This window comes from Pedobacter alpinus (assembly GCF_042684645.1).
Lineage (GTDB): Bacteria > Bacteroidota > Bacteroidia > Sphingobacteriales > Sphingobacteriaceae > Pseudopedobacter > Pseudopedobacter alpinus.
In genome coordinates, this window is sequence record NZ_JBHULV010000008.1 from 401,274 (window position 1) to 425,817 (window position 24,544).

The window sequence follows — 24,544 nt, forward strand, 5'->3', positions numbered from 1 at the left end:
ACAAACTAACAAACTAGGACCTAACAAACTAAAAGAAAATGTCAGAAATAAAAGTAGCATCCAGATACGCAAAATCTTTAATTGATTTGGCTTTAGAAAATAAGGCTTTAGAAGAGATTAAAGGTGATATGACCCTTTTTGTAAACACATTAAAGGCTAATTCTGAATTACAAGCAGTTGTTAAAAATCCAATTATACCTTTAGGTAAAAAGAATGCGATATTAAAAGCTGTTTTTGGAGATAAGATTAACAAAGTAACTGCTGCATTTTTAAAGATAGTTGTTGATAAAGGCAGAGCAGAAATTATTTACGGCACAGCAAAAGAGTTTTTAAATCAATATAATCAGTTTAAAAATATCGTTACAGCTAAAGTAGTTTCAGCTGCTGATTTAACAGAAGCGGCAAAAACAGAAATTATTAATAAAGTTAAAGCTGTAACAGGCGGACAAGTTAATTTAAAAACTAGTATTGACACAAGTTTAATTGGCGGTTTTATTTTAACAGTTGGTGATAAACAATTCGACGCAAGTATTTCAAGTAGCTTAGCTAAATTAAAGAAGGATTTTGCCCAAAAGGTAATTGCTTAAATAAATTCCCGATGACAATCGGTATTGGTTCATGGTATTTTATTTAAAAATAAGGCCGTTTATCAAACATTATAGGATACAATTTTTTAAAACAAAAATCTTAAATAAAAAAAGATGGTAGAAGTAAGACCAGATGAAGTTTCGGCGATTTTACGTCAGCAATTATCAGGCTTTAAGTCAGAAACTGAATTAGAGGAAGTTGGTACCGTACTACAAGTTGGTGATGGTATTGCTCGTGTTTATGGTTTAACAAAGGTACAAGCTGGTGAGCTGGTTGAATTTGAATCAGGCTTACAAGGTATTGTTTTAAACTTAGAAGAAGACAATGTGGGTGTGGTTTTGTTAGGTCAATCTGATGAAATTAAGGAAGGTGATACCATTAAACGTACAAAACGTATTGCATCTATTAACGTAGGTGAAGGTATGTTAGGTCGTGTGGTAAATACTTTAGGTGCACCAATTGATGGAAAAGGACCAATTACTGGTACTACTTACGAAATGCCTTTAGAGCGTAAAGCTCCAGGTGTTATTTACCGTCAGCCAGTTACAGAGCCATTACAAACAGGTATTAAAGCTATTGATGCGATGATTCCAATTGGTCGTGGACAACGTGAGTTGGTTATTGGTGACCGTCAAACTGGTAAATCTGCTGTTTGTATTGATACCATCATTAATCAAAAAGAATTTTACGATGCAGGAGTTCCTGTATTTTGTATATATGTTGCAATTGGACAAAAAGCGAGTACTGTTGCTAACGTTGTTAAAGCGTTAGACGAAAAAGGCGCAATGGCTTACACAGTTGTTGTTGCTGCTTCTGCTGCAGATCCTGCTCCAATGCAGTTTTATGCTCCGTTTGCAGGTGCTGCAATTGGTGAGTTTTTCCGTGATACAGGAAGACCAGCTTTAATTGTTTATGACGATTTATCTAAACAAGCTGTTGCTTACCGTGAGGTTTCTTTATTATTGAAACGCCCTCCAGGACGTGAGGCATACCCAGGTGACGTATTTTACCTACACAGTCGTTTATTAGAAAGAGCTGCAAAAATCAACCAAAATGATTCTATTGCTCAAGCGATGAATGATTTACCAGAATCAATCAGAGGTATTGTAAAAGGTGGTGGTTCTTTAACTGCTTTACCAATTATCGAAACTCAAGCTGGTGACGTTTCTGCTTATATCCCAACTAACGTAATTTCTATTACTGATGGTCAGATATTCCTAGAATCTAATCTATTTAATGCAGGTGTTCGTCCAGCTATTAACGTAGGTATTTCTGTATCTCGTGTAGGTGGTAACGCTCAAATTAAATCAATGAAGAAAGTTGCTGGTACACTCAAATTAGATCAAGCTCAATACCGTGAATTAGAGGCTTTCTCTAAATTTGGTTCTGACTTAGATGCTTCTACCAAATTGGTGTTAGATAAAGGTGCTAGAAACGTTGAGATTTTGAAACAAGGTCAGTTTTCTCCAGTAACAGTTGAAAAACAAGTTGCAATTATATATGCAGGTGTTAAAAACTTAATGAGAAACGTACCAGTTAATAAGGTTAGAGAATTCGAATTAGAATATACTACACAATTAGAGCAACGTCATCCAGAAGTTTTAGCAGCATTAAAGGCTGGTAAATTTGACGATAGCTTAACTGGTGTATTAGAGACTGTTGCGAAAGAATTATCAGCGAAATACTAAATAGATTTGAGTATTGAGATATGAGATATGAGACCTATTGAGCCGACAAACAAGTCATCTCAATTCTCATATCTCACATCTCACATCTAAACAGAAAATGGCAAATTTAAAAGAAGTAAGAATCAGAATATCTTCGGTAAGCTCTACACAGCAAATTACCAAAGCAATGAAAATGGTTTCGGCAGCTAAGTTAAAAAGAGCTACCAATGCTATTATTCAATTGCGTCCTTATGCCAATAAATTAAAAGAGATTTTAGCTAATTTATCTGCTAGTTTAGAGGATGGTGTTTCTGTATATACTCAAGAACGTGAAGTTAAAAACGTTTTAGTAGTTGTAGTAACTTCAAATCGTGGATTGGCTGGGGCTTTCAATACCAACGTTATTAAAACAGCAAACAATTTAATTGCTGATAAGTATAGCAATTTCCATCAATCTGGAAACTTACATATTGTTGCAATAGGTAAAAAAGCACAAGATTATTACGAGAAACGCAAATACAATATTATTGGTAACAATAACGAAGTTTATAGTGCTTTGAATTTCGAAAACATTTCTGTAATTACTGAGGCAATTATGCAAGGTTTTGTTGATGGTAAATACGATAAAGTTGAGGTTATTTATAACCAGTTTAAAAATGCAGCAATGCAAATTTTAACTACTGAGCAGTTATTGCCTGTACCTAAAGCTGAGAGAAAGGCTGATACTAGTACTAGTCAGGTTGATTATATTTTAGAGCCTTCTAAAGAAGAAATAGTTGAAGAATTAATACCAAAGAATATTAAATTACAGCTTTATAAAGCAGTTTTAGATTCTCACGCTTCTGAGCATGGGGCTAGAATGACTGCTATGGATAAAGCAACAGATAATGCTGGTGACTTATTGAAAAAATTAAAATTAGCTTATAATCAAGCTCGTCAGGCTGCAATTACTACAGAGCTTTCTGAAATTGTAAGTGGTGCTGCGGCTTTATCTAACGGATAATTTTTAAAAGCATAAAGCGGAAGGCTTAATGCCGAAAGCAATGAAAACCTCAATCATGATAAATGGTTGAGGTTTTTTTATGCTTGTAAATATACTTTTACTATCAAAAATCCAAAATTATTATGTTTATTTGGGATTATAATCCAAAATTATTATGTTAATTTTGGATTGTAATCCTAAATTATTATATATTTGATATGTGATAGATAGACTACAAATAGATTATGCCCTACAAAGGATGTTCAAAAACAAAGCGTTAATTGTTTTTGGACCTCGCCAAACAGGTAAAACTACCTTTGTAGAAACACTACTTGCCAAAATCAATAAAAATACTTTAAGCTTAAACGGAGACGATGCCGACGTTAGAGAAATGTTAGCAAAACCTAATGCAGCACAAATCACTCAGATGCTAAATGGTTATGACGTTTTATTTATTGATGAAGCACAAAGGATTAATGAAATTGGCCTGCTACTTAAAATAATTGTAGATAGATTCAAAAATGTACAGGTAATTGCTACTGGTTCATCTGCATTTGAGCTGACTGGCAAGGTAAACGAATCTTTAACTGGCAGAAAGTATGAAATGATGTTACTGCCTTTTTCTTATGCCGAATTGGTAAAACATACTGATTACTTAACAGAAGAAAGATTACTAGAGCAACGTTTAATTTACGGTTCTTACCCAGAAATAATTAACGATCCAAGTAATGCTGAAGAACATTTAAAACTTTTAGCTGATAGCTATTTATACAAAGATTTATTTGCTTTAGAGCAAGTAAGCAAACCAGCTTTGTTCCAAAAGATAGTGAAGGCGTTGGCTTTACAAGTGGGGAGTGAAGTCAATTTTTCAGAATTAGCCCAGCTCGTAAAAGCAGATCAGAAAACGGTAGAAAAATATATAGATTTATTAGAAAAGGCATTTGTAATATTTTCTTTAACAGCATATTCTGGCAATGTTAGAAATGAGATAAAGAAAAACAGAAAAATCTACTTTTACGATAATGGTATTATTAATTCTGTAACTAGAAATTTTAATGCTTTAGCAAATAGAAATGACGTTGGTGCACTTTTCGAAAACTATATGATTAGTGAAAGAGTTAAATTTTTACAACAAAACCAATTAGAAGCAGAAACTTATTTTTGGCGCACAACTCAGCAGCAAGAAATTGATTATGTAGAGAAAACAACAAATAAGTTATTAGCAGTAGAGTTTAAATGGAGTGAGAATAAAAAAGGTAGAATTCCTGTAACTTTTAAAAAAGCATATTCAAATGTTGAAGAGTTAATTATTAGTAAAAAGGAAAGAGGATTGTTTTTGAATAGACTGTAAGGAAGTAGATTTTTTGTTCGAGAAATATTTTCGATAGTTGCCTCGTTTTTTGTTGTTATACTTTTGTTAAAGTAAAAATTATAGTAGTTTTAGCTTTTAGTAACTTAAACAAGCTTGTTAAAATTGATTCTAATTTTCCTCAGCCTAAATATTTGAAGAAAAGTATTATCATTATATTACGAGATTGTTTTTTACAACAAGAAAACTATTTTTGAAAAAGCGCTTTAATGCTAGTTAAACGCTATGATAACCAATTTAATAAATCACAAATAATGAAAAATATTTTTTTACTTGCCTTGAGCTTGTGCTTTGTCTATAATTCAAATGCGCAAAACAAAAAATGGCAACAATTATTTAATGGAAAAGATTTAAAAGGCTGGAAAACATTGAATGGGAAAGCTCCGTACAAAGTTATTAACGGTGAAATTGTAGGTTTTACAAAAGCTGGTGAACCCAATTCTTTTTTGGCTACCGAAAAAGAATATGGAGACTTTATTTTAGAATTAGAACTATTGGTAGATACCACAATGAATTCTGGAGTACAATTTAGGAGTGAAAGCAAACTAGATTATATGGATGGTAGAGTGCATGGCTATCAAATGGAAGTAGATCCCTCTAAAAGACAATGGAGTGGGGGTATTTATGATGAAGCTAGACGTAAATGGTTATATACTTTAGAATTAAACCCTAAAGCTAAATCGGCTTTTAAAAACGGGCAGTGGAATAAATACAGAATAGAAGCCATTGGTAACAGTTTACGTACTTGGGTTAACGGAATTCCTACTGCCAACGTTGTTGATGACATGACATCTAAAGGTTTTATTGCTTTGCAAGTTCATTCTGTAGGAGATAGTAAAAGTAAAGATGGTTTAATAACCAAATGGAAAAATATAAAAATACAAACAGAAAATTTGTCACCTACCAAAAGCGATGATATCTACGTTGTTAACTTAATTCCTAACAACCTTTCTTTGCAAGAAAAAGCTAATGGGTTTTCATTGTTATTTGACGGTAGCAGTACTAATCAATGGCGTGGGGCTTATAAAGCAAATTTTCCTAAAAGTGGTTGGGAGGTTAAAAATGGAGAGTTATCGGTAGTAAAAGCAAATGGAGCCGAATCTACAAACGGTGGAGATATTGTTACTCAAAAAGAATACGGTGCTTTTGAATTTAAATTCGATTTTAAATTAACGGAAGGTGCAAATAGCGGTGTTAAATATTTTGTTACAGAAAACGAAGGAAACAAAGGCTCAGCAATTGGTCCGGAGTATCAAATATTAGATGATCAAAAGCATCCTGATGCCAAATTAGGTAAGAATGGTAACCGTACTTTAGGTTCTTTGTACGATTTAATTACTTCAGAAAAAATACCAGCTTCGCAAAAGAAAATTGGTGAATGGAATCAAGGTATAATAAGGGTTAATCCTAATAATAAGGTTGAGTATTGGTTAAACGGATACAAAATTTTAGAATATACACGTGGTTCTGAAGAATTCCTAAAACTGGTGTCAGAAAGTAAATATAAAGACTGGGCTAATTTTGGTATGGCAGATAAGGGTCACATATTATTACAAGACCATGGAGATGAGGTGTCTTTCCGAAGCTTGAAAATCAGAGAATTAAACTAAACCTAAGAAAAATGGAAAATTCTAGAAGAAAATTCATAAAACAATCTGCAATTGCAGCAACCGGTACTTATTTAGGCACCATGGGCTGGAGTGCAAAAAGTTACGCTAACATTATTGGCGCAAATGATAGAGTTAGAGTAGGAGTGGTAGGATATTCAGATCGTTTTAAATCGGCCCTTTTGCCAAGTTTTTTAAAGAGTAATAAAGAACTGAATTTTGATATTGTGGCTGTTTCAGATTTGTGGAATTACCGAAGAGATTTAGGTGTAGCACATCTTAAAGAAACATTTAATCATGATATAAAAGCCTGTAGAAACAACGACGAGTTATATGCTACTAAAGATTTGGATGCTGTAATTATTAGTACAGCTGATTTTCAACATGCTTTACATGCCATAGAAGCAGTAAATTCCAAATGCGATGTGTATTGCGAAAAACCATTTGCAGAAACTATGGCCGATAATAGGGCAGCATTAAAAGCGGTAAAAGCCTCTAATCAAATTATGCAAATAGGATCGCAAAGAAGAAGTGGTAAAAATTATATTGCCGCAAACGATTTTATAAAGCAAGGAAAGTTTGGTGATATTACCATGGTAGAACTAAGTTGGAATGTTAACCAACCTGGGAGATGGAGAAGACCAGATTTGGTAGATAAAATTAGAGAACAAGATACCGATTGGAAACGTTTTTTAATGAACCGACCTTTTGAAGCTTGGGATCCTCGTAAATATTTAGAATATCGCTTATTCTGGCCATATTCATCTGGTATGCCGGGGCAATGGATGTCGCACCAAATAGATACAGTGCATTGGTTTACTGGATTGCAACACCCAAGAAGTGTAGTTGCAAACGGTGGCATATATAAGTGGAAAGATGGACGCAGAAATTGGGACACAACAACAGCCGTTTTTGATTACGGACCTACAAATGATAAAGAAAAAGGTTTTCAGGTGGTGTTTACATCACGTATGCACAATGGAGACGAAAGACCAGCAGAAATTTATTATGCTAACGGCGGCGAGTTAAATTTAATTACTAATACAGTTTCGCCAGTAGGAGGTTTAAAAGAAGGTCCAGCTAGCGCAATGGGAATGCAGCCTAATTTATTGCCTCAGCTTAAATTATCAGAGTTGGTAAAAGTAGATGCCGCAGCAAATGCAGGTGCAGATGATTTGGTGAGCAACCACATGAGAAACTGGATGGAATGTATTAGAAGCAGAAAACAAACTAATGCACCAGTGGAAGCAGGTTACTATCATTCTATCGCAAATATTATGACAAATGCTGCCGTACGTACAGGATATAAAGCAACATTTGACGAGAAAACTCAAGAAGTTATGGTTAATGGTAAAGCATTTACCTACTAAATTGTTAAAGTGGTAAATACCAAGTTTTTTAATTGCTGTATATTCCTCGTTATATTAAGCATTTCTTCATCTTTTACAATAGTAGATGAAGAAATGATTTTTGAATTTAGTGGTAAAGCTCAAGGCACTACTTATCATTTAGTTTATCGCTCTTCTAAACAATTGGTGAAAAAAGATGAGATTGAGAAAATACTCAATCAAATAGATAGTTCGTTGTCTATTTATAAAACTTACAGTTTAATTAATGCTTTCAATAAATCAGAAAAGGGAATTAGGATAGATAACCACTTTAAAAAAGTGGTTGAAAAATCCATAGTAATATCAAACGCTACCAACGGTGCCTTTGATATTACTGTTTATCCATTAGTAAATGCTTGGGGTTTTGGTTTAGAAAAATCAAACAATATACCATCAAACTATAAGATAAATGAAATATTAAATTGCGTTGGATATCAAAAAATAAGTTTAAACCATAGTATTTTAGAAAAGACAAAGCCTTGTGTTAAAATTGATGTAAACGGTATTGCGCAAGGATATACTGTTGATGTAATTGCCGAATTTTTAGAGAAAAATAAGATCAAAAATTATTTAGTAGAGTTAGGTGGTGAGTTGCGTGTTAAAGGAACGAAATCAAAAAATCAGAAATTTAAAATTGGTATAGAAGCCATAAAAGACCAAGATTTTTTACCAATTAAAAAATATATAGAAATAGAAAGCGGTGCCATAACTACATCTGGAAACTATCGTAAATTTTACGAAAGTAATGGAGAGAAAGTATCACATTTAATCAATCCGCAAACCGGTTATAGTATAAAATCAGATTTAATTAGTGTTACCGTATTTGCAAAAGATGCAATTACTGCTGATGGTTTTGATAATGCATTGATGCTAATGGGTATGGAAAAAGCTTTAGATTTTGTAGAAAAAGAAAAGCAGATAGCAGCCTATTTTATTTATAATAAGGATGGTTTGGTTAAAGATACCTGTTCTTCAGGTTTTCCAATAATTAAAAGTATTAATTAAAATGATGTACAGAAGGAGTTTTATAAAAAAATCAAGTTTATTAGCTGGCGGAGTTTTGTTACAGAATACGTTGGCTAGTGCTATTCAGCTTTCATCAAATCCAATAAAAATTGCGGTTATAGGTTGCGGAGACAGGGGTACAGGTTTAATTAAAGTAATGCAAACCCTACCAGATTTTTTTAAAATAAATGCCATTTGTGATGTTTTAGATTTTAGATTAAATAATGCTAAAAAATTACTATTAGATGGTTCATATATTGCTTACGAAGACTATAAAAAGTTAATGAATAGCAAAGATGTTGATGCGGTAATTATCTCTGTTACATTGAGTAATCATTTTGAAATAGCTAAAGCTGCATTATTGGCGGGCAAGCATATCTATTTAGAAAAAACGATGACTTACGATATTCCGCAAGCTTTAGAATTGGTAAAACTTAAAGAAAATTATCCTAAACAAATTTTACAGGTAGGGCATCAATACAGGTACACTCCACTTTATTTTAAAGTTAAAGAGATGATTCAGAAAGGTTATTTGGGTAAGATAACTCATGTAGATTGCCGTTGGGATAGGAATAGTACTTGGCGAAGGGCACTGCCGTCTTCATATTTGGAACGAGCTGTAAATTGGCGAATGTATAAAGAATACTCGGGAGGTTTAGCTGCAGAATTATTATCACATCAAATGGATTTTATTAATTGGGTTTTTGATACCCGCCCCAAAGAAATTATTGCAACTGGTGGAGTAGATTTTTACAAAGATGGGAGGGAAACTTTTGATAATGTGCAAGTACTTTTTAGGTATGAGAAAGAAAACATGATTGGTACTTTTGGCTCTACCTTGGCCAATGCCCATGATGGCTATTTGTTTAAAATTAAAGGAACAAAAGGCATGGTTTCTTTATTAATAAACGACGGAGTTTACTATCCTGAAAAGGAAACTGTTAAAGAATTGCTAACAGTTGATGGTGTAACCGGAGCTACTAAAATTGAATGGAATACTGATGGAGGAATACCAATAGATGCTGATAAATCTAAAGATGGCTCCTGGCATTCACTTAAAGATTTCCATAATTGTATTGTAGGGCGTAAAGAGCCAACATCTAACGTAAAAACTGGAGCTACTACCGCCTTTTGTGTACATTTAGCAAACGAAGCTATGTATAATAACACCATCCAGTATTGGAAACCAGAATTTGATGTTTAGGTTGAATTGGGCTGAGGTTTATTGGCTAAATTTTATTTAAAAAAAATAGCATCATGGAAAGCCACAATGCTATTTAATAGTTATCAAAATTAAATCTACTTATACCAATACGTCAAATTCATATTCTTCAATTGGTGGGCAAGTACAAATTAAAGTTCTATCTCCAAAAGTATCATTTACTCTACCTACAGAAGGCCAAAATTTATTTAGTGCAACGTATGGCAATGGGAAAGCAGCTTTTTGACGGGTATATGGTTTGTCCCACTCATTACCAGTAATTATAGCGGCAGTATGCGGAGCGTTTTTAAGTGGATTATTTACTTTATCTAATAAGCCAGCTTCCACATCACTTATTTCATTCCTGATGCCTATCAAAGCGTCACAAAAGCGGTCTAATTCATGTTTAGGTTCCGATTCTGTTGGCTCAACCATTAATGTGCCTGCAACAGGGAAAGAAACAGTAGGAGCATGAAAACCGTAATCCATTAAACGTTTAGCTATATCAGTTACCTCAATTCCAAAGTTTTTAAAACTACGGCAATCTAAAATCATTTCGTGAGCGCAACGTCCGTTAGCACCAGCATATAAAACAGGGTAGTGTGACTCTAGCCTTGCTTTGATATAATTTGCGTTTAAAATAGCAACTTTGGTAGCGTTGGTTAAACCTTCTGCCCCCATCATGGCTATGTAAGCGTGGGATATTAATAAAATAGATGCCGAACCCCAAGGCGCAGCAGAAACAGCAGAAATAGATTTTTCGTTACCCATATCCACTACTGAATGCCCTGGTAAAAACGGAACTAAATGTGCAGCAACACCAATAGGGCCCATTCCTGGGCCACCACCTCCGTGAGGAATGCAGAATGTTTTGTGCAAATTTAAATGGCAAACATCAGCACCAATATTAGCTGGAGATGTTAAACCTACCTGAGCATTCATATTAGCTCCATCCATATAAACTTGGCCACCATGTTGGTGTATGATATCACAAATCTCAATAATAGATTCTTCAAAAACACCATGTGTAGATGGGTAAGTTACCATTAAACAGCTCAAATTAGCTGAATGTTCTTCGGCTTTAGCTTTTAAATCCGCTACATCAATGTTTCCTTTTTCATCACATTTGGTAACTACTATTTTCATCCCAGCCATAGCAGCAGAAGCTGGGTTTGTACCATGTGCTGATGAAGGAATTAAAGCAATATTTCTATTGAAATCGCCTCTATCCTGATGGTAAGCTCTGATTACCATTAAACCTGCATATTCGCCTTGTGCGCCAGCATTTGGCTGTAAGCTCATAGCAGCAAAACCTGTAATTTCACTTAGCCAAGCATTTAACTCGGCCATAATTTGCATATAACCGCCAGTTTGATCTACCGGTGCAAATGGATGCAATCCGCCAAACTGTGGCCACGTAACAGGTATCATTTCTGTAGTTGCATTTAATTTCATGGTACATGATCCTAACGCAATCATAGAATGGCAAAGTGATAAATCTTTTGCTTCTAAAGATTTAATGTAACGCAACATTTCATGCTCCGAATGGTGTTTATTAAATACGGAGTGCGTTAAAAATGCAGATTGTCTTTGCAATTCATCTGGAATTACAGATTCAACATTGGCAGTAATGCTTTCTAAATCAACATCATTTATGTTTTTAGCTTTAACTCTTGCAAAAACTTTTATCAATACTTCAATATCGTGTAAACGAGTAGTTTCGTCTAAAGCGATGGTAATAAACTCCCCATCGTAATTTAAATTAACTTCATTATTTAATGCTTCGGAGTGTATTGGATTAACTAAAACCCCAACGTTAAATTTTACGGTATCAAAATAAGATTGGTTCAATTGCTCATAACCCAAATCGGCTAAGGCCTTAGTTAAAACAATTGCCAAACCATGTATTCTGCTTGCAATTGCTTTAATACCTATTGGTCCGTGGTAAGTTGCATACATCCCTGCCATAATTGCCAATAAAGCTTGTGCGGTACAAATGTTTGAAGTGGCTTTATCTCTACGGATGTGCTGCTCTCTGGTTTGTAAAGCCATACGCAAAGCATAATTTTCATGCGCATCAATGGTAACTCCAATTATTCGACCAGGCATGCTGCGTTTATATTCCTCTTTTGTAGCAAAGAATGCAGCGTGTGGGCCACCAAAACCCATAGGAATACCAAAGCGTTGTGTAGTACCCACTACAATATCAGCACCCCATTCTCCCGGAGGAGTTAGCAATGCCAAACTCATTAAATCAGCAGCAACTGTCAATTTAATATCTTTTTGGTGAGCAGCATCAGCGAAAGCTTTATAATTATAAACCTCGCCATGTGCAGCTGGGTATTGTACCAAAGCACCAAACATATCATCAGTTAATTCAATGTTTTGGTGGTTGCCAATAACTAAATTAATACCGTAAGGTTGTGCCCTTGTTCTTAAAATATCAATAGTTTGAGGAAAAACCTCTTCAGAAATAAAATAAGTTTTAGCTTCTGTTTTTTTACGCAAACTATATTGCATAAACATGGCTTCAGCAGCAGCGGTTCCTTCATCTAATAAAGAAGCATTTGCAATTTGCATTCCTGTTAAATCCAAAACCATTGTTTGAAAATTTAACAAAGCTTGTAAACGTCCTTGTGCAATTTCTGCTTGGTATGGTGTATATTGAGTGTACCAGCCTGGGTTTTCTAATATATTTCTTTGTATTACGCCAGGTACAATAACATCATAATAACCTTGCCCTATGTAAGATTTAAATACTTTGTTTTTAGAAGCAGTAACACGTAATTTATTCAGGTATTCAAACTCGCTTTTAACAGCTGGTAAATTCATAGGTTGTTTTAACCTAATATTTTTTGGTACAGTTTGATCAATTAGCTCATCAATATTAGCTACACCAATTGTTTTAAGCATGGCTTGGGTGTCCTGCTCATTAGGCGCAATATGTCTGTTTTCAAATTGTTCCTTATAATTTACATTTAATTTCATTTTGGGCTATATTGAAAGATTTTGAAACTGTTAAGTAGTAAGTTTTACTTCCTAAAATTTGGTGCAAAAATAGGTAAATTATGCCTCATTATTGTGTTAATTACAAAGCAATTATTTGTAATTTTTTGAGGACAATTTCCCGCTTTTAAACTTAGTTAAATAGAAGTTCTAACTTTTTATTTTTTAACAATTAATGATCTTAATTGTTTAGTTTTTCAAGCTCTTCTTTTGCCCAAGCCATGTTGCCCAGTGCTAATTTATTGTTTGGATCTATATCTAGCGCCTTTTGACAAGCTTCAATTCCTTTTTTCCACTCTTTTAATTTATTATAAGCTGCACCAATATTATTGTAAGCTTCTGTACTATTTGGTTTTAATTTCAAAGCCTCATTACAAGCATTTATACATTCTAAATATTTACCTGAATTATATAGTTCTAAACTTAAATTAATATAATCACTTACGGTTTTAATAGTGCTTTTATTTGCTGTATTAAAGTAAGGTGTTTGGCTTTTTGCAGCATTCAAATAAGCAGCAGCCATTTCATCATTAGGTGATATTTGTAGCATTTGTTTGCTAATGTTTGATAATTTATCCCACTGTGAAGTTTGATTGTATAATTGCATTAAAAAGTTTATTACAATTGGCGCATTATCACCAAAAGAGTTTGCTTTTTCTGCCATGGATATACTCTCGGTTGTACGATTATTTTGATCTAAAAATTTAGCATAATAGATATATGGATTAAATTTATCTGGCGCTAATTCTATAGCTCTTTTAAAATTTTTTTCGGCTTCTTCTGTACGGTTTAATCTGTTTTTTACTATCCCTAAATTGATGTATAATGAAGAATAATTAGGAGATAATGGCAATGCTTTTTCAAAAGTTGTTAGCGCAGATTCGTAGTCGCCTTTCTCCATTAATGCTAAGCCATAATTCATAAAACCTCTTCCGTTTAAAGGACTTTTTATGGTAACATCATACCACAAAGATTCCTCATTATTCCAAATTTTATTTCTTTGATATACACCAAAAGCATTTAACGATAAAACAATTAAACAAACTAAGCTAATCCCAAAACGATAAAATGAGTTGGCTTTTATTTTTGGCTCATGTTTCAAAATAAATAAACCAATACTAGTAACTACACTTAATGCTAAACCAATAAATGGAAAAAACATACGATGATCATTTGTTACTTCTGCAAATGGAGCTATTGAAGTTGGTAAAAGTGCAGCAGAGAACCAAATTAAACCAAACGTAATTGGCTTGGTTTCTTTTTTATCAGAGAGTTTAAAAATAGAGATTAAAAGCGCAATTATAAATGCAAAACCTATGATTATTCGTTCATCAAATAAATTTGTAAAAACTTTCCAATCAGTATCAGCACTTAAATTTAAAGGCAAAAAGAAACTGATGAAATAGTGTAGCCAAACATAGGTTTGTGTAATTAGATAACTAAATAACGGATTGCTAATGCCGTCCATCCCGGATATTCTTGTTAAAGTGTAAACTTGTGCAATACCAACAATTAAAATAAGCGGAATTAATGATGAAATTGTTTGTAATATAAATTTGAAATTATTTGCTTTAAACAGATTAGAAATGGTTAAGTTTTTTTCGAAAAGAATAATGTAAAAGAAAAGGATAATGATTAAAACTAATACAGTTTCTTTTGTAAAAACACCTATAACTGCGGGGATAATGTATAAAAACCATTTTCTTTTAGCTGGCCAGGCTATGTAAATATAAAATGAAGCTACGATAAAAAGTGTTGATAAAACATCGGAACGAGATATTACATAATTTATAGTTTCTGCATTAGCTGTATTTAACATATACCACCCTGTTGCTAAAATGGCAAAGTAACTTGTATAATGGTGGTTAATGGCTTTATTGAGAATAATTTTGTAGGAAAAGAAAATTAAAATACCCAAAACAATAAACCAAATAAATGTTGATAGGTGAAAGTAAAAAGGATTTAACCCTCCTCCGAGCCAATAATCAATAGCAAGACTTGTAGTAACAATAGGTCTTAATGATTGGTTTGAAGGTAAAACACTAAACATTTTTGGGTCAGAAAAATAAGCAGGAATGTTTTTTATATTTCTGATAAACGGGTTTTCTTCTATTGTATGCCAATCATCAAAATGAAAGCCGTTATAAAAATGGTTTGAATAGGCTGCACAAAGCACTAAAAAAATTAATGATCCAATAATTAAAATGTTTCTATTTAACTTATTCATGTTTTAAAAAATGCAATACTCCTTAAATAATAATTTGTGAACTAAAGTATGATTTTGTGGTAAAAAAATAAATTTTAGAAATAAATCTCATCTTCACAAACTGATAATCAAAATGTTTAGGCTAATTGGTATAGGTATCTTTGTATGGTGTTTTCTAAGCCTAAATATAAGGCATCGCAAATGAGCGCATGGCCAATGCTAACTTCTAATAAACCGGGAATGTTTTGTGCAAAGTATTGTAGGTTATCCAAATCTAAATCGTGGCCGGCATTAATCCCTATACCTAAGTCATTCGCTTTTTTGGCTGCAAAAATGTAAGGCGCTATTGCTTTTTCTTTATCACGATGGAAGCCACTTGCGTAAGCTTCTGTGTAAAGCTCAATTCTATCAGTTCCCGTTGTTTTAGCGGCTTCTACCATTTCTGTATTTGGATCAACAAAAATGGAAACGCGGATATTTTTTTCTTTGAATACTCCAATAATATCTTGTAAATAATTTTGGTGTTTAATGGTGTCCCAACCGTGATTACTGGTTATCTGCCCTAAAATATCGGGCACTAATGTTACTTGGGCGGGTTGGTTGGCTAAAACTAATTCTACAAACTTTTGCTCTTCGCAATTGCCCTCAATATTAAACTCAGTTTTAATTGCAGCTTTTAAATCAAAAGTGTCTTGGTAGCGGATATGTCTTTCATCTGGGCGAGGGTGTACGGTAATTCCTTGAGCTCCAAATCGTTCACAATCTAAGGCGGTTTTTACTAAATTAGGATTGTTAGCGCCTCTTGAATTACGAAGGGTTGCAATTTTATTGATATTTACAGAAAGTTTAGCTTGTGACATAGTGCAAAGGTAATTTAATCTGATAATTTGGATAAATGATTTTAAAATTTTGCTACCTCATCATCTCTAGCAACTCATCAACATATTTACGCTCGTTAGCTAGCCTGGGCACTTTATGTTGTCCACCTAATTTACCTTTAGCTTTTAGCCAATTGTAAAAAGTATGGTTTGGTGCAATATGAACTTTTGGGCGCCTTAATGCCATGTCTTTAAAACGTTTAGCATCATAATCTGAGTTTACTTCACGTAGGGTATTGTCTAAAATATCTATAAAGCGTTCAAATTCTTTGGGTTTCTTTTCAAATTCTATAATCCACTCGTGAGCACCGGTTTCGTTTTCGTTAAAATAAATTGGGCAAGCGGTATAATCTTTTATTTGCGCTCCCGTATCGGCACAAGCCTTATTTAAAGCTTTTTCTGCATTATCTATAATTAATTCTTCGCCAAAAGCATTTATAAAATGTTTGGTACGGCCTGTTATTCTTAAACGGTAAGGAATTTTAGAGGTAAAACTAACAGTATCGCCAATCATGTAGCGCCACAAACCTCCATTGGTACTAATCACCATTGCATAATTTTGGCCAATTTCCACTTCATCTAAGGTTATGGTATTTGGATATTCTTTATCCAGCTCCTCCATGGGTATAAATTCGTAAAAAATCCCATAATCTAACATCAACAATAAATCAGAAGAATCACTTTGGTCTTGTATTCCAAAAAAACCTTCCGAAGCATTGTAGGTTTCTAAATAATACATCGTTGGATCTGGAATTAACCTTCTAAATTGCTCTCTATAAGGTTCAAAATTTACAGCTCCATGAACGTAAAGCTCTAAATTTGGCCAAACTTCCATCAAGTTTTGTTTACCTGTGATTTCTAAAATACGTTTAGCTAAAACAATAGTCCAAGTGGGTACACCAGCAATATTTGTTACATTTTCTGTGATGGTGGCATGGGCCATCTTTTCAATTTTCTCTTCGTAATTATCCATTAAGGCAATGTCCATACCTGGTGTGCGAAGCATTTCGGCCCAAAATGGCAGGTTTTTAATAATTACTGCAGACAAATCTCCATAAAAAGAATGTGGGCTAAGTTGGTTTATTTGATGGCTGCCACCAAGCACCAAACTTTTACCTGTAAACATTTTAGCATGAGGGCGATTATTGCAGTAAATAGCCAACATATCTTTACCTCCTCTAAAATGGCAGTCTTCTAAAGATTCTTCACTAACGGGTATAAATTTACTTCTATCGTTAGTGGTGCCAGATGATTTTGCAAACCATTTAATTTCTGAAGGCCAAAGCACATTTTGCTCACCATTCAGCATTTTTTCTATATATGGCTTTAAAGTATCATAATTTTGTACCGGAACTCTTTCTTTAAACTGATTGATGTTTTCAATAGAACGATAATCATATTTTTTACCCCATTCGGTAGAAACTGCATCAGAAATTAAACTTCCAAACCACTCTTCTTGCACTTCAACAGGATATTTCATAAAAAGCTCGATTTGATGCATCCGCTTTTTCATGTACCAATTCAAAAAGGAATTTACTATTGTCATTTGTTTAGTTGGTTGGGTGGTTAGTTTTTTAGTTTGTCAGAACTTTTCAGTTTTATAGGTGGTTAGTCTATGAGTTGATTAAAATTTTAATTGAATGGTGTATTAATATTGTATCTTATAAAGCCTAACAAACTACCAATCTGACCAACTAACCAACTGGCTAAAACCTTTTAATTTTTAATTCAAAATGTTGACCTAAATAAAATTTACGAGCCATTTCGTTATCCGCAATTTCTTGTGGGGTTCCTGCTAACATCAAATTTCCCTCGGCTAATAAATAAGCTCTGTCGGTAATAGAAAGCGTTTCGTTTACATTATGGTCTGTAATTAAAATACCTATGTTTCGATGTTTTAATCTAGCAACAATCATCTGTATTTCTTCCACCGCAATAGGGTCAACTCCGGCAAAGGGTTCGTCCAATAAAATAAACTTAGGGTCGGCAGCTAATGCCCTTGCAATTTCTGTTCTTCTTCTTTCTCCTCCAGAAAGTAAATCTCCACGGTTTGTTCTCACTTTATGCAAACTAAACTCATCTATTAAAGATTCTAATTTATCTTTTTGCTCTTCTTTTGATAGTTTTGACATTTCTAAAACAGCCAAAATATTATCTTCAACACTTAGTTTTCTAAAAATTGAAGCTTCTTGTGCTAAATAACCAATACCTTTTTGTGCCCTGCGATACATGGGGTCTCCCGTAATATCCTCGTCTTCTAAAAATACTTTGCCTTCATTGGGCCTTATTAAACCAACAATCATGTAAAAAGAAGTTGTTTTTCCCGCACCATTTGGGCCCAGTAAACCTACAATTTCTCCTTGGTTTACATGGAAAGAAACATTATTTACTACAACTCTTTGTTTGTATTTTTTAATTAGATTTTCTGCCTTTAATATCATTTAATTCTAATAAGTTTTTATCCCTTTAATATTAAGCTGTATGTTTTTTCTGTCTTTCCAAACATTTTGTTCTATGGTGTAACAAACATCAAATGGTTTGCCCAAATTAATATTCTCCAGATGATTACCAAATCCAAAAGCAATACATTCAAATAAAGAGCTATTTGGTTGTCTAATGGTCATTTTTAAATGATTATTACCAACAACAGAGCCATAACCATACGAAGTTACATTTTTGCTTAAAAAAATTGGTGACATATTTTGTGGGCCAAATGGCGAAAATTGATTCAATATTCTGAAAAATTTCGCATCAATATCATTCAATAATATTTCATCCTCAATAATAATTTCTTGAGTCAATAAATTATCTGTTATTGAAGCACAAACAACTTCTTCAAAACGTTGACTAAAAGCCTCCACGTTTTCCACTTTCATAGTTAAGCCAGCTGCGTATTTATGTCCGCCGTATTGTTCTAATAAATCGCTGCAAGCAGTTAAGGCTTCGTACAAATCATAACCAATAACAGATCTTGCCGAACCCGCAACTATTCCGTTTGATTGGGTAAGCACAATAGTAGGGCGGTAGTATTTTTCTGTTAATCTCGAAGCTACAATGCCAATAACCCCTTTATGCCAACTTTCGTTATATACAACTGTTGATTTTCTATGCTCCATTTCTGGCGAATTTAAAATCATAGCTAAAGCCTGCTCAGTTATGTTTGTATCAAATTCTCTTCTTTCAGCATTTTTTAGGTTTACAATAAAGCCAGCATCTTCTGCAGTTTCTGATGAATTCGCAATTAGTAATTTAACCGCTTTCTTTGCATCGTCAATTCTGCCGGCAGCATTAATACGTGGACCAATAGAAAATACAATATCAGTAATCGTGAAATCATCGGTTTTACCTGATAATTCTCTTAAAGCTTGTAAACCGTTACACGGGTTGTTGTTTAATTTCTCTAAACCAAAATAGGCTAAAATTCTATTTTCGCCGGTAATAGGTACAATATCCGAAGCTATACTTACTACTACTAAATCTAAATATTCTTCTACTTCTTTGCCATCTATATTATTTTTGATAGCGTAAGCTTGTATCAATTTATAACCTAATCCACAGCCAGATAATTCTTTGTATGGGTATTCACAGTCAACTCTTTTAGGGTCTAAAACAGCTATCGCAGCAGGAATTATGTCTCCGGGTAAATGATGGTCACAAATTATAAAATCAATATTTTTCTCATTTGCATAAGCTACCTTATCAACAGATTTTATTCCGCAATCTAAAGCTATAATTAAACCATAGTGATTTTCAAAAGCATAATCAATACCCTCGGTAGAAATTCCATAACCTTCTTTGTACCTATCGGGGATGTAATAATCTATTTTGGAGTGTATTTTTTTAAAAAAAGAATAAGTTAAAGCAACAGAAGTGGTGCCATCAACATCGTAATCTCCATAAACTAAAATATTTTCATCATCTTTAATCGCTTTTTCAATTCGCAAAATAGCCTGCTCCATGTCCTTCATTAAAAAAGGATCATGTAAGTGGTTAAGCGTTGGTCTAAAAAATGCCTTTGCTTCATCAAAAGTGTTTAAACCTCTCTTAACCATCATCCCCGCCAAGGTTTTGTTAACCTTTAAATCCTCCGAGAGTTTTTCAACCAATTGTGCATCAGCTTTTTCCTGCGCTACCCACCTTTTTTCCATATATTTGCTTTGAATCACCCGTAAATATACATTTTATAAGATGTGTTGAGCAATAGAATTTCAGCAAATTTTAAGGGTTTTTGTTAATATTATAATTATAAGATTTGAAAGTAGTTGCCCTGCATGAAGGTTCATATTCTGTTGATGCCTCAAAGAAATTTATTCCATTTAATCCAGATATTGATAAAGTAAGCGATAGACCAGCTTCTCTTTTTATCTTTATTCAACCCTTTTTAGTAAAAACCAGTACCGATTTAATTTTGATAGATACAGGTTTAGGTTATAATAATGAGAAAGGCGAACTTATTTTACATGAGAATATTAAAAAGGCAGGTTATCATCCAGATGATGTCACAAAAGTTTTAATGTCTCACTTACATTACGACCATAGTGGTGGTATGGTAAAAGATAATAAGGGTAAGTTAGAAGTTAGTTTTCCTAATGCCGAGTACTATATACAAAGAGGGGAGTGGGAAGTAGCTTACAGTAAACCTTCAAGTTCTTACAAAACTCAAATTTTTGACGTTTTGCAACGGTCTGGTCAAGTAATATTTTTGGAAGGCGATGGGCAAATAAATGATCAAATAAGTTATGAAATTACTGGAGGGCATACAGAGTTTCATCAAGTATATTACATAAAAGAAAATAGCGAGACGATATTTTTCGGCGCAGATGTTGTGCCGGAGCCAGAACAGCTACAAAGAAAATTTATAGCGAAGTATGATTTAGACGGAAGAAAATCTATGGAATTAAGAGAGAAATTTGGAGTTAAAGCGGCAGAAGGTAATTGGACTTGCTTGTTTTACCATGCCAAAGCAAAATCTGTTTCAAAAGTGAAATTGAAAGATGATGCCATTTTAATAGAAGAGATTTTATAAAATACTCAAAGATTCATACAAATCTCTAATTTTTTCTACTGTTAATGGTTTAGAAATAAATTTATTTACGGTGGTATAAGTTTTAGCTTTACTAATATCATCATTGTAAACAGATGATGAAAGCATATTGATATAGGTGGATTTATTCAATTCGGACTTAATTTGTTCAAATTCATCTAAAAATTCCCAGCCATTCATGATGGGCATGTTTATATCTAAAAAAATAATATCCGGAAAATTGTTTTGATCTGTTAATTTTTCTTTAATAAAATTTAACCCTTCTAAACCGTTCAAACGAGTTATAACTTTTGCTTTAACAGGAATTTTATCTATCAACTTAACAGCGATGAAATTGTTTATTTCATCGTCATCAATAATTAAAATATTTAATAATTCTTTATCCATTTTAATGGTTTACGTTAAACTGTTTTAAATGGTTTCAACTTTATACAATTTTATTTTATATTCTAACTTAACTATTAATTTTAAAATAAAGTATCTTAACATTTAATAAAGCTGTAACATAAGTATGATAAACATAAAAAAACCAACTTATAAAGTTGGTTTTTTTATTAAATTTATTTTATACTATTTTTTAGCTAAAAGTGTAATGTTTAATGTAAATTCATCATCAATAGCTTTGTCTCCAAGCCCGTCAATAAAACTTTTTGACCCGTATTTAATGTCAAATTTAGTTCTGTTTATTTTTACTCCGTTAGCTACAGCAACTAGAACACCATCTTTTTGCTTAATACTTGCCGGAAAAGAAATTGCATTTGTTATTCCTTTAATAGTTAAGTTACCAGTAATAGTAGCTTTATCTACACCAGTGTTTTGAACTTTAGTAATTACAAACTTTGAAGTAGGATTTTTTTCAACTGAGAAAAAATCGTCAGATTTTAAATGACCTAATAGCTTATTACCGTTGCTAGCATCCAAATCTATACAAGTCATAGAAGTCATATCCATTTCAAAGTTGCCACCATCAAGTTTGTTTCCTTTTGCATTTAGTACACCTGATGCTAATTTTATTTCACCATTATGTTTACCGGTAACTTTAGCACCAATCCATTCAATTTTAGATTTTGATAAATCAACTTTGTAAACATCAGCAGCTGGAGCAAATGCGAATAAAATGCCAACGAAGGCTAATAGTAATAAGTTCTTTTTCATTTTTTATGTTTTTAATTTAATGATGAAGCAAAGGTAATTTTAATATTATATGTTTAAACATGTATTATTAAAAAAGTTAAATCATTACCTTAGTGTGACACTAAAAGTTTAACGCCTTACGGAAATAAATATTAAAAGTTGAGCCTTTACCCAATTCACTTTCAACTTCTATTTTGCCATTTAAAGATTCGATATGAGACTTTATGATAAATAAACCTATGCCTTTTCCTTGTATTTCAGGGTTAAAACGTTGATACAAACCAAATATTTTACTTTTATTTTTTTTCAAATCGATTCCAATTCCATTATCATTTAACTTCAAGCCTACAAAGTCATCAGTTTCAAAAGTTTCAACAATTACTTCAAGTTTTCTGTCTTCAGCCCGATATTTTATTGCATTTGTAATAAGATTTAGTATGATGCTTTCAAAGTAATGTTTTGGATACGATATCTCTTTAACTCCTAAATTGAATGTAAAAGAGACTCCAGATTCAATAATTTGATTTTCTATAGATTGTAAAACCGATTGAAAACAATCATTTATATTAATGGGTGCAATTTTTAAATTTTCCGCTTTTTCTTGAGATACCACTTCAATTAAATCATTTAATGTGTTTTCTAATTTGGTTATTGATATGCCAATTTTATCAATAAATAAATTATTCTCTTTATCTAAACTCTCTTTATCAATCATTCCATACAAACTAGATAAATTTACCACAGGTCCGCGTAAATTGTGAGATGTTATGTAGGCAAACTTTTTTAACTCATTATTTCTACGCATCAATTCTTCAGAAACTTTTATAATCTCATTTTCTTTCCTTTTTATATCTTCAATATCAAGTAAAACACCAGATATTTTTGACTGAACACCGTTTTGAAATAAAATTTTTGAAGATGATAAAACATTGATATACTCTCCTGTTGCTTTTTCAATTCTAAAACTGATCATTCTTTTTAAACTCATAGCACTATCAAGAATTTCAAATAGTGGTTGTACGTTTACTAAATCTTCTGGATGTATTCTTTCAAAAAAGTCTTCTTCTAAAAAATTGAAATCATTAGGAAAACCTAAAATGGTTTTAAATTGAAGATTAAATGTTTTTTTGTTTGTAATTAAATCAAGTTCCCATAATCCAATATTTGAACTTTCTAAAATTAATTCAATTTGTTGCCTGCTTTCGTTGGCAAAGTTTTCAGCTAATTTTCTGCTATCTATTTCGTTTTGCAGTTCTTTAGTTTTTATCCTTACTCTATTTCTTAATTGCCAATTAATAAATATGATAGATACAATTATAATTAGAACAAAAAAAACGACATAAACCACGGGTAATATCCACTTGTTTATTTGTAATTCTTCATCATCATAAATAAAGTTTTTTAGGGTTACATTTTTTGACGCTAAGCCTAATTTTTGATACAAGTTAAGCATGTACTGCCATCTGCCTATATTGGTATGCCCAACTTCAACATATTCAGGCATTATTAATTTGCTTATTTCTTTAGCCTCAATTTCTAAATCTTTTCTAGTAGTACCATATTTTACAACATCTGGTAAGGTTAAAATATAATCAATAAGTTCTTTTTGGTGGGTTAATGCATACTTCCATCCTTTAATAGAAGCTTTAATAAAGGCATTGGTTTTTTCAATATCCTTATATGCAAACTTACTTGTGGTAAATATCACATCTCCATAAAAATCAACACCATACTCCTCGGGTCTTAAAATATTTAATTGATATCCTAAAGCTGTTAGCCTTTGTGGTTGTGAGGTAGCGTAAGTAACTACAGCATCTGCCTCATTATCTAAAATTTCTTCTGAATCTTTTTTTCTTTTAATAATTTGAACTTTATTGGTATCTAAACCTTCTTTCAATAAAATAGCTTTAAAAATTGTCCATCCCTGTCCTTCTTCTGCAAGAATTTTTTTACCTATTAAATCAGAAGGTTTTAAGATTTTTTTTTCTTTTAAACTTATAATACAATAGCCAGAAGATTGCATAATGGTTGCTAAAACTACCAAAGGCTGCTTGGCATTATTTTTCAATAAAATTCCAGGATCAAATATTCCAATATCTGCATTCCCCTTTTTAACTTCTTCAACTGGGAAAATTCCATTTCCACCTGGTTTAATTTCAACATTAAGTTGGTTTTCTTTGTAAAAACCTTTGATTTTTGCGGCATAATAACCTGCAAATTGAAATTGGTTACGCCATTTTAACTGTAATTTAATTGGTTTTTCTTTAACATCTTTTGAAAATGCATGTAATGAAATAAAGAATAAAAACACTAAAAACAATGAGTATCTTATTGCCAATGGTATTATTTCTTTATTGTTGTTGGCAAAACATTTATTCATATTAAATATATTTTTTAGCATTTATATTTTTATACGGAAAAAAATAAATTTAGTTGTTTTAAGTAGTAAAGTTCAAATATTGGATTAAA

The 24,544-nt window shown here is 32.6% G+C and carries 18 protein-coding genes; 9 read left to right on the forward strand and 9 right to left on the reverse strand.

Annotated features, from left to right (window positions below):
* Window positions 1-38: 38 nt before the first annotated feature.
* From atpH to ACFSSE_RS02915, 8 genes are all read left to right on the forward strand, one after another.
* Window positions 39-587, forward strand: a complete 549-nt coding sequence (gene atpH, locus ACFSSE_RS02880; RefSeq protein WP_379040572.1) for an ATP synthase F1 subunit delta — start codon at window positions 39-41, stop codon at window positions 585-587.
* A 114-nt stretch (window positions 588-701) separates the two neighbouring features.
* Window positions 702-2,276 carry a F0F1 ATP synthase subunit alpha gene (atpA, locus tag ACFSSE_RS02885; protein ID WP_379040571.1) on the forward strand — a complete coding sequence of 525 codons (1,575 nt, stop codon included), beginning with the start codon at window positions 702-704 and terminating at the stop codon, window positions 2,274-2,276.
* A 97-nt stretch (window positions 2,277-2,373) separates the two neighbouring features.
* Window positions 2,374-3,258 (forward strand): ATP synthase F1 subunit gamma, encoded by an 885-nt coding sequence (gene atpG / locus ACFSSE_RS02890; protein WP_379040570.1) that lies wholly within the window; start codon window positions 2,374-2,376, stop codon window positions 3,256-3,258.
* A gap of 199 nt (window positions 3,259-3,457) precedes the next feature.
* Window positions 3,458-4,588: an ATP-binding protein gene (locus ACFSSE_RS02895; protein WP_379040569.1), complete on the forward strand. Its 1,131-nt coding sequence runs from the start codon at window positions 3,458-3,460 to the stop codon at window positions 4,586-4,588.
* A gap of 272 nt (window positions 4,589-4,860) precedes the next feature.
* Window positions 4,861-6,216 carry a 3-keto-disaccharide hydrolase gene (locus ACFSSE_RS02900; protein ID WP_379040567.1) on the forward strand — a complete coding sequence of 452 codons (1,356 nt, stop codon included), beginning with the start codon at window positions 4,861-4,863 and terminating at the stop codon, window positions 6,214-6,216.
* An 11-nt stretch (window positions 6,217-6,227) separates the two neighbouring features.
* Window positions 6,228-7,583, forward strand: coding sequence for a Gfo/Idh/MocA family protein (locus ACFSSE_RS02905; RefSeq protein WP_379040565.1), 1,356 nt, complete (start codon window positions 6,228-6,230; stop codon window positions 7,581-7,583).
* Between the two features lie 93 nt (window positions 7,584-7,676).
* Window positions 7,677-8,606: an FAD:protein FMN transferase gene (locus ACFSSE_RS02910; protein ID WP_379040563.1), complete on the forward strand. Its 930-nt coding sequence runs from the start codon at window positions 7,677-7,679 to the stop codon at window positions 8,604-8,606.
* A gap of 1 nt (window position 8,607) precedes the next feature.
* Complete coding sequence (locus ACFSSE_RS02915; protein WP_379040562.1) at window positions 8,608-9,810, forward strand: Gfo/Idh/MocA family protein; 1,203 nt, start codon at window positions 8,608-8,610, stop codon at window positions 9,808-9,810.
* A gap of 99 nt (window positions 9,811-9,909) precedes the next feature.
* Here the strand turns inward: ACFSSE_RS02915 and gcvP are convergent, their stop codons facing one another.
* From gcvP to recJ, 6 genes are all read right to left on the reverse strand, one after another.
* A complete protein-coding gene (gcvP, locus tag ACFSSE_RS02920) occupies window positions 9,910-12,795 on the reverse strand; it encodes an aminomethyl-transferring glycine dehydrogenase (RefSeq protein WP_379040561.1) in 2,886 nt (961 codons plus the stop codon).
* A 199-nt stretch (window positions 12,796-12,994) separates the two neighbouring features.
* Window positions 12,995-15,040: a tetratricopeptide repeat protein gene (locus ACFSSE_RS02925; protein WP_379040560.1), complete on the reverse strand. Its 2,046-nt coding sequence runs from the start codon at window positions 15,038-15,040 to the stop codon at window positions 12,995-12,997.
* Window positions 15,041-15,156: 116 nt separating this feature from the next.
* Window positions 15,157-15,879: a pyridoxine 5'-phosphate synthase gene (locus ACFSSE_RS02930; protein ID WP_379040558.1), complete on the reverse strand. Its 723-nt coding sequence runs from the start codon at window positions 15,877-15,879 to the stop codon at window positions 15,157-15,159.
* A 52-nt stretch (window positions 15,880-15,931) separates the two neighbouring features.
* Window positions 15,932-17,443: a GH3 auxin-responsive promoter family protein gene (locus ACFSSE_RS02935; RefSeq protein ID WP_379040557.1), complete on the reverse strand. Its 1,512-nt coding sequence runs from the start codon at window positions 17,441-17,443 to the stop codon at window positions 15,932-15,934.
* Window positions 17,444-17,603: 160 nt separating this feature from the next.
* Complete coding sequence (lptB, locus tag ACFSSE_RS02940) at window positions 17,604-18,338, reverse strand: LPS export ABC transporter ATP-binding protein (RefSeq protein WP_379040556.1); 735 nt, start codon at window positions 18,336-18,338, stop codon at window positions 17,604-17,606.
* Window positions 18,339-18,344: 6 nt separating this feature from the next.
* Window positions 18,345-20,045 carry a single-stranded-DNA-specific exonuclease RecJ gene (gene recJ / locus ACFSSE_RS02945; RefSeq protein ID WP_379040555.1) on the reverse strand — a complete coding sequence of 567 codons (1,701 nt, stop codon included), beginning with the start codon at window positions 20,043-20,045 and terminating at the stop codon, window positions 18,345-18,347.
* A gap of 104 nt (window positions 20,046-20,149) precedes the next feature.
* Here recJ and ACFSSE_RS02950 point away from each other — a divergent pair, with 104 nt between their 5' ends.
* Window positions 20,150-20,923: an MBL fold metallo-hydrolase gene (locus tag ACFSSE_RS02950; RefSeq protein WP_379040554.1), complete on the forward strand. Its 774-nt coding sequence runs from the start codon at window positions 20,150-20,152 to the stop codon at window positions 20,921-20,923.
* On the opposite strand, the gene ACFSSE_RS02955 is transcribed toward ACFSSE_RS02950, so the two are convergent.
* The 3 genes from ACFSSE_RS02955 to ACFSSE_RS02965 all read right to left on the reverse strand — a co-directional run bounded on the left by ACFSSE_RS02955 (window position 20,918) and on the right by ACFSSE_RS02965 (window position 24,455).
* Window positions 20,918-21,328, reverse strand: a complete 411-nt coding sequence (locus ACFSSE_RS02955; RefSeq protein ID WP_379040553.1) for a response regulator — start codon at window positions 21,326-21,328, stop codon at window positions 20,918-20,920. The two genes, ACFSSE_RS02950 and ACFSSE_RS02955, sit on opposite strands and share 6 nt — an antisense overlap.
* Window positions 21,329-21,511: 183 nt before the next feature.
* Window positions 21,512-22,096: a YceI family protein gene (locus ACFSSE_RS02960; protein ID WP_379040552.1), complete on the reverse strand. Its 585-nt coding sequence runs from the start codon at window positions 22,094-22,096 to the stop codon at window positions 21,512-21,514.
* A gap of 100 nt (window positions 22,097-22,196) precedes the next feature.
* Entirely contained in the window at window positions 22,197-24,455 is a 2,259-nt protein-coding gene (locus ACFSSE_RS02965) for an ABC transporter substrate-binding protein (protein ID WP_379040551.1), read from the reverse strand.
* Window positions 24,456-24,544 lie beyond the last annotated feature (89 nt).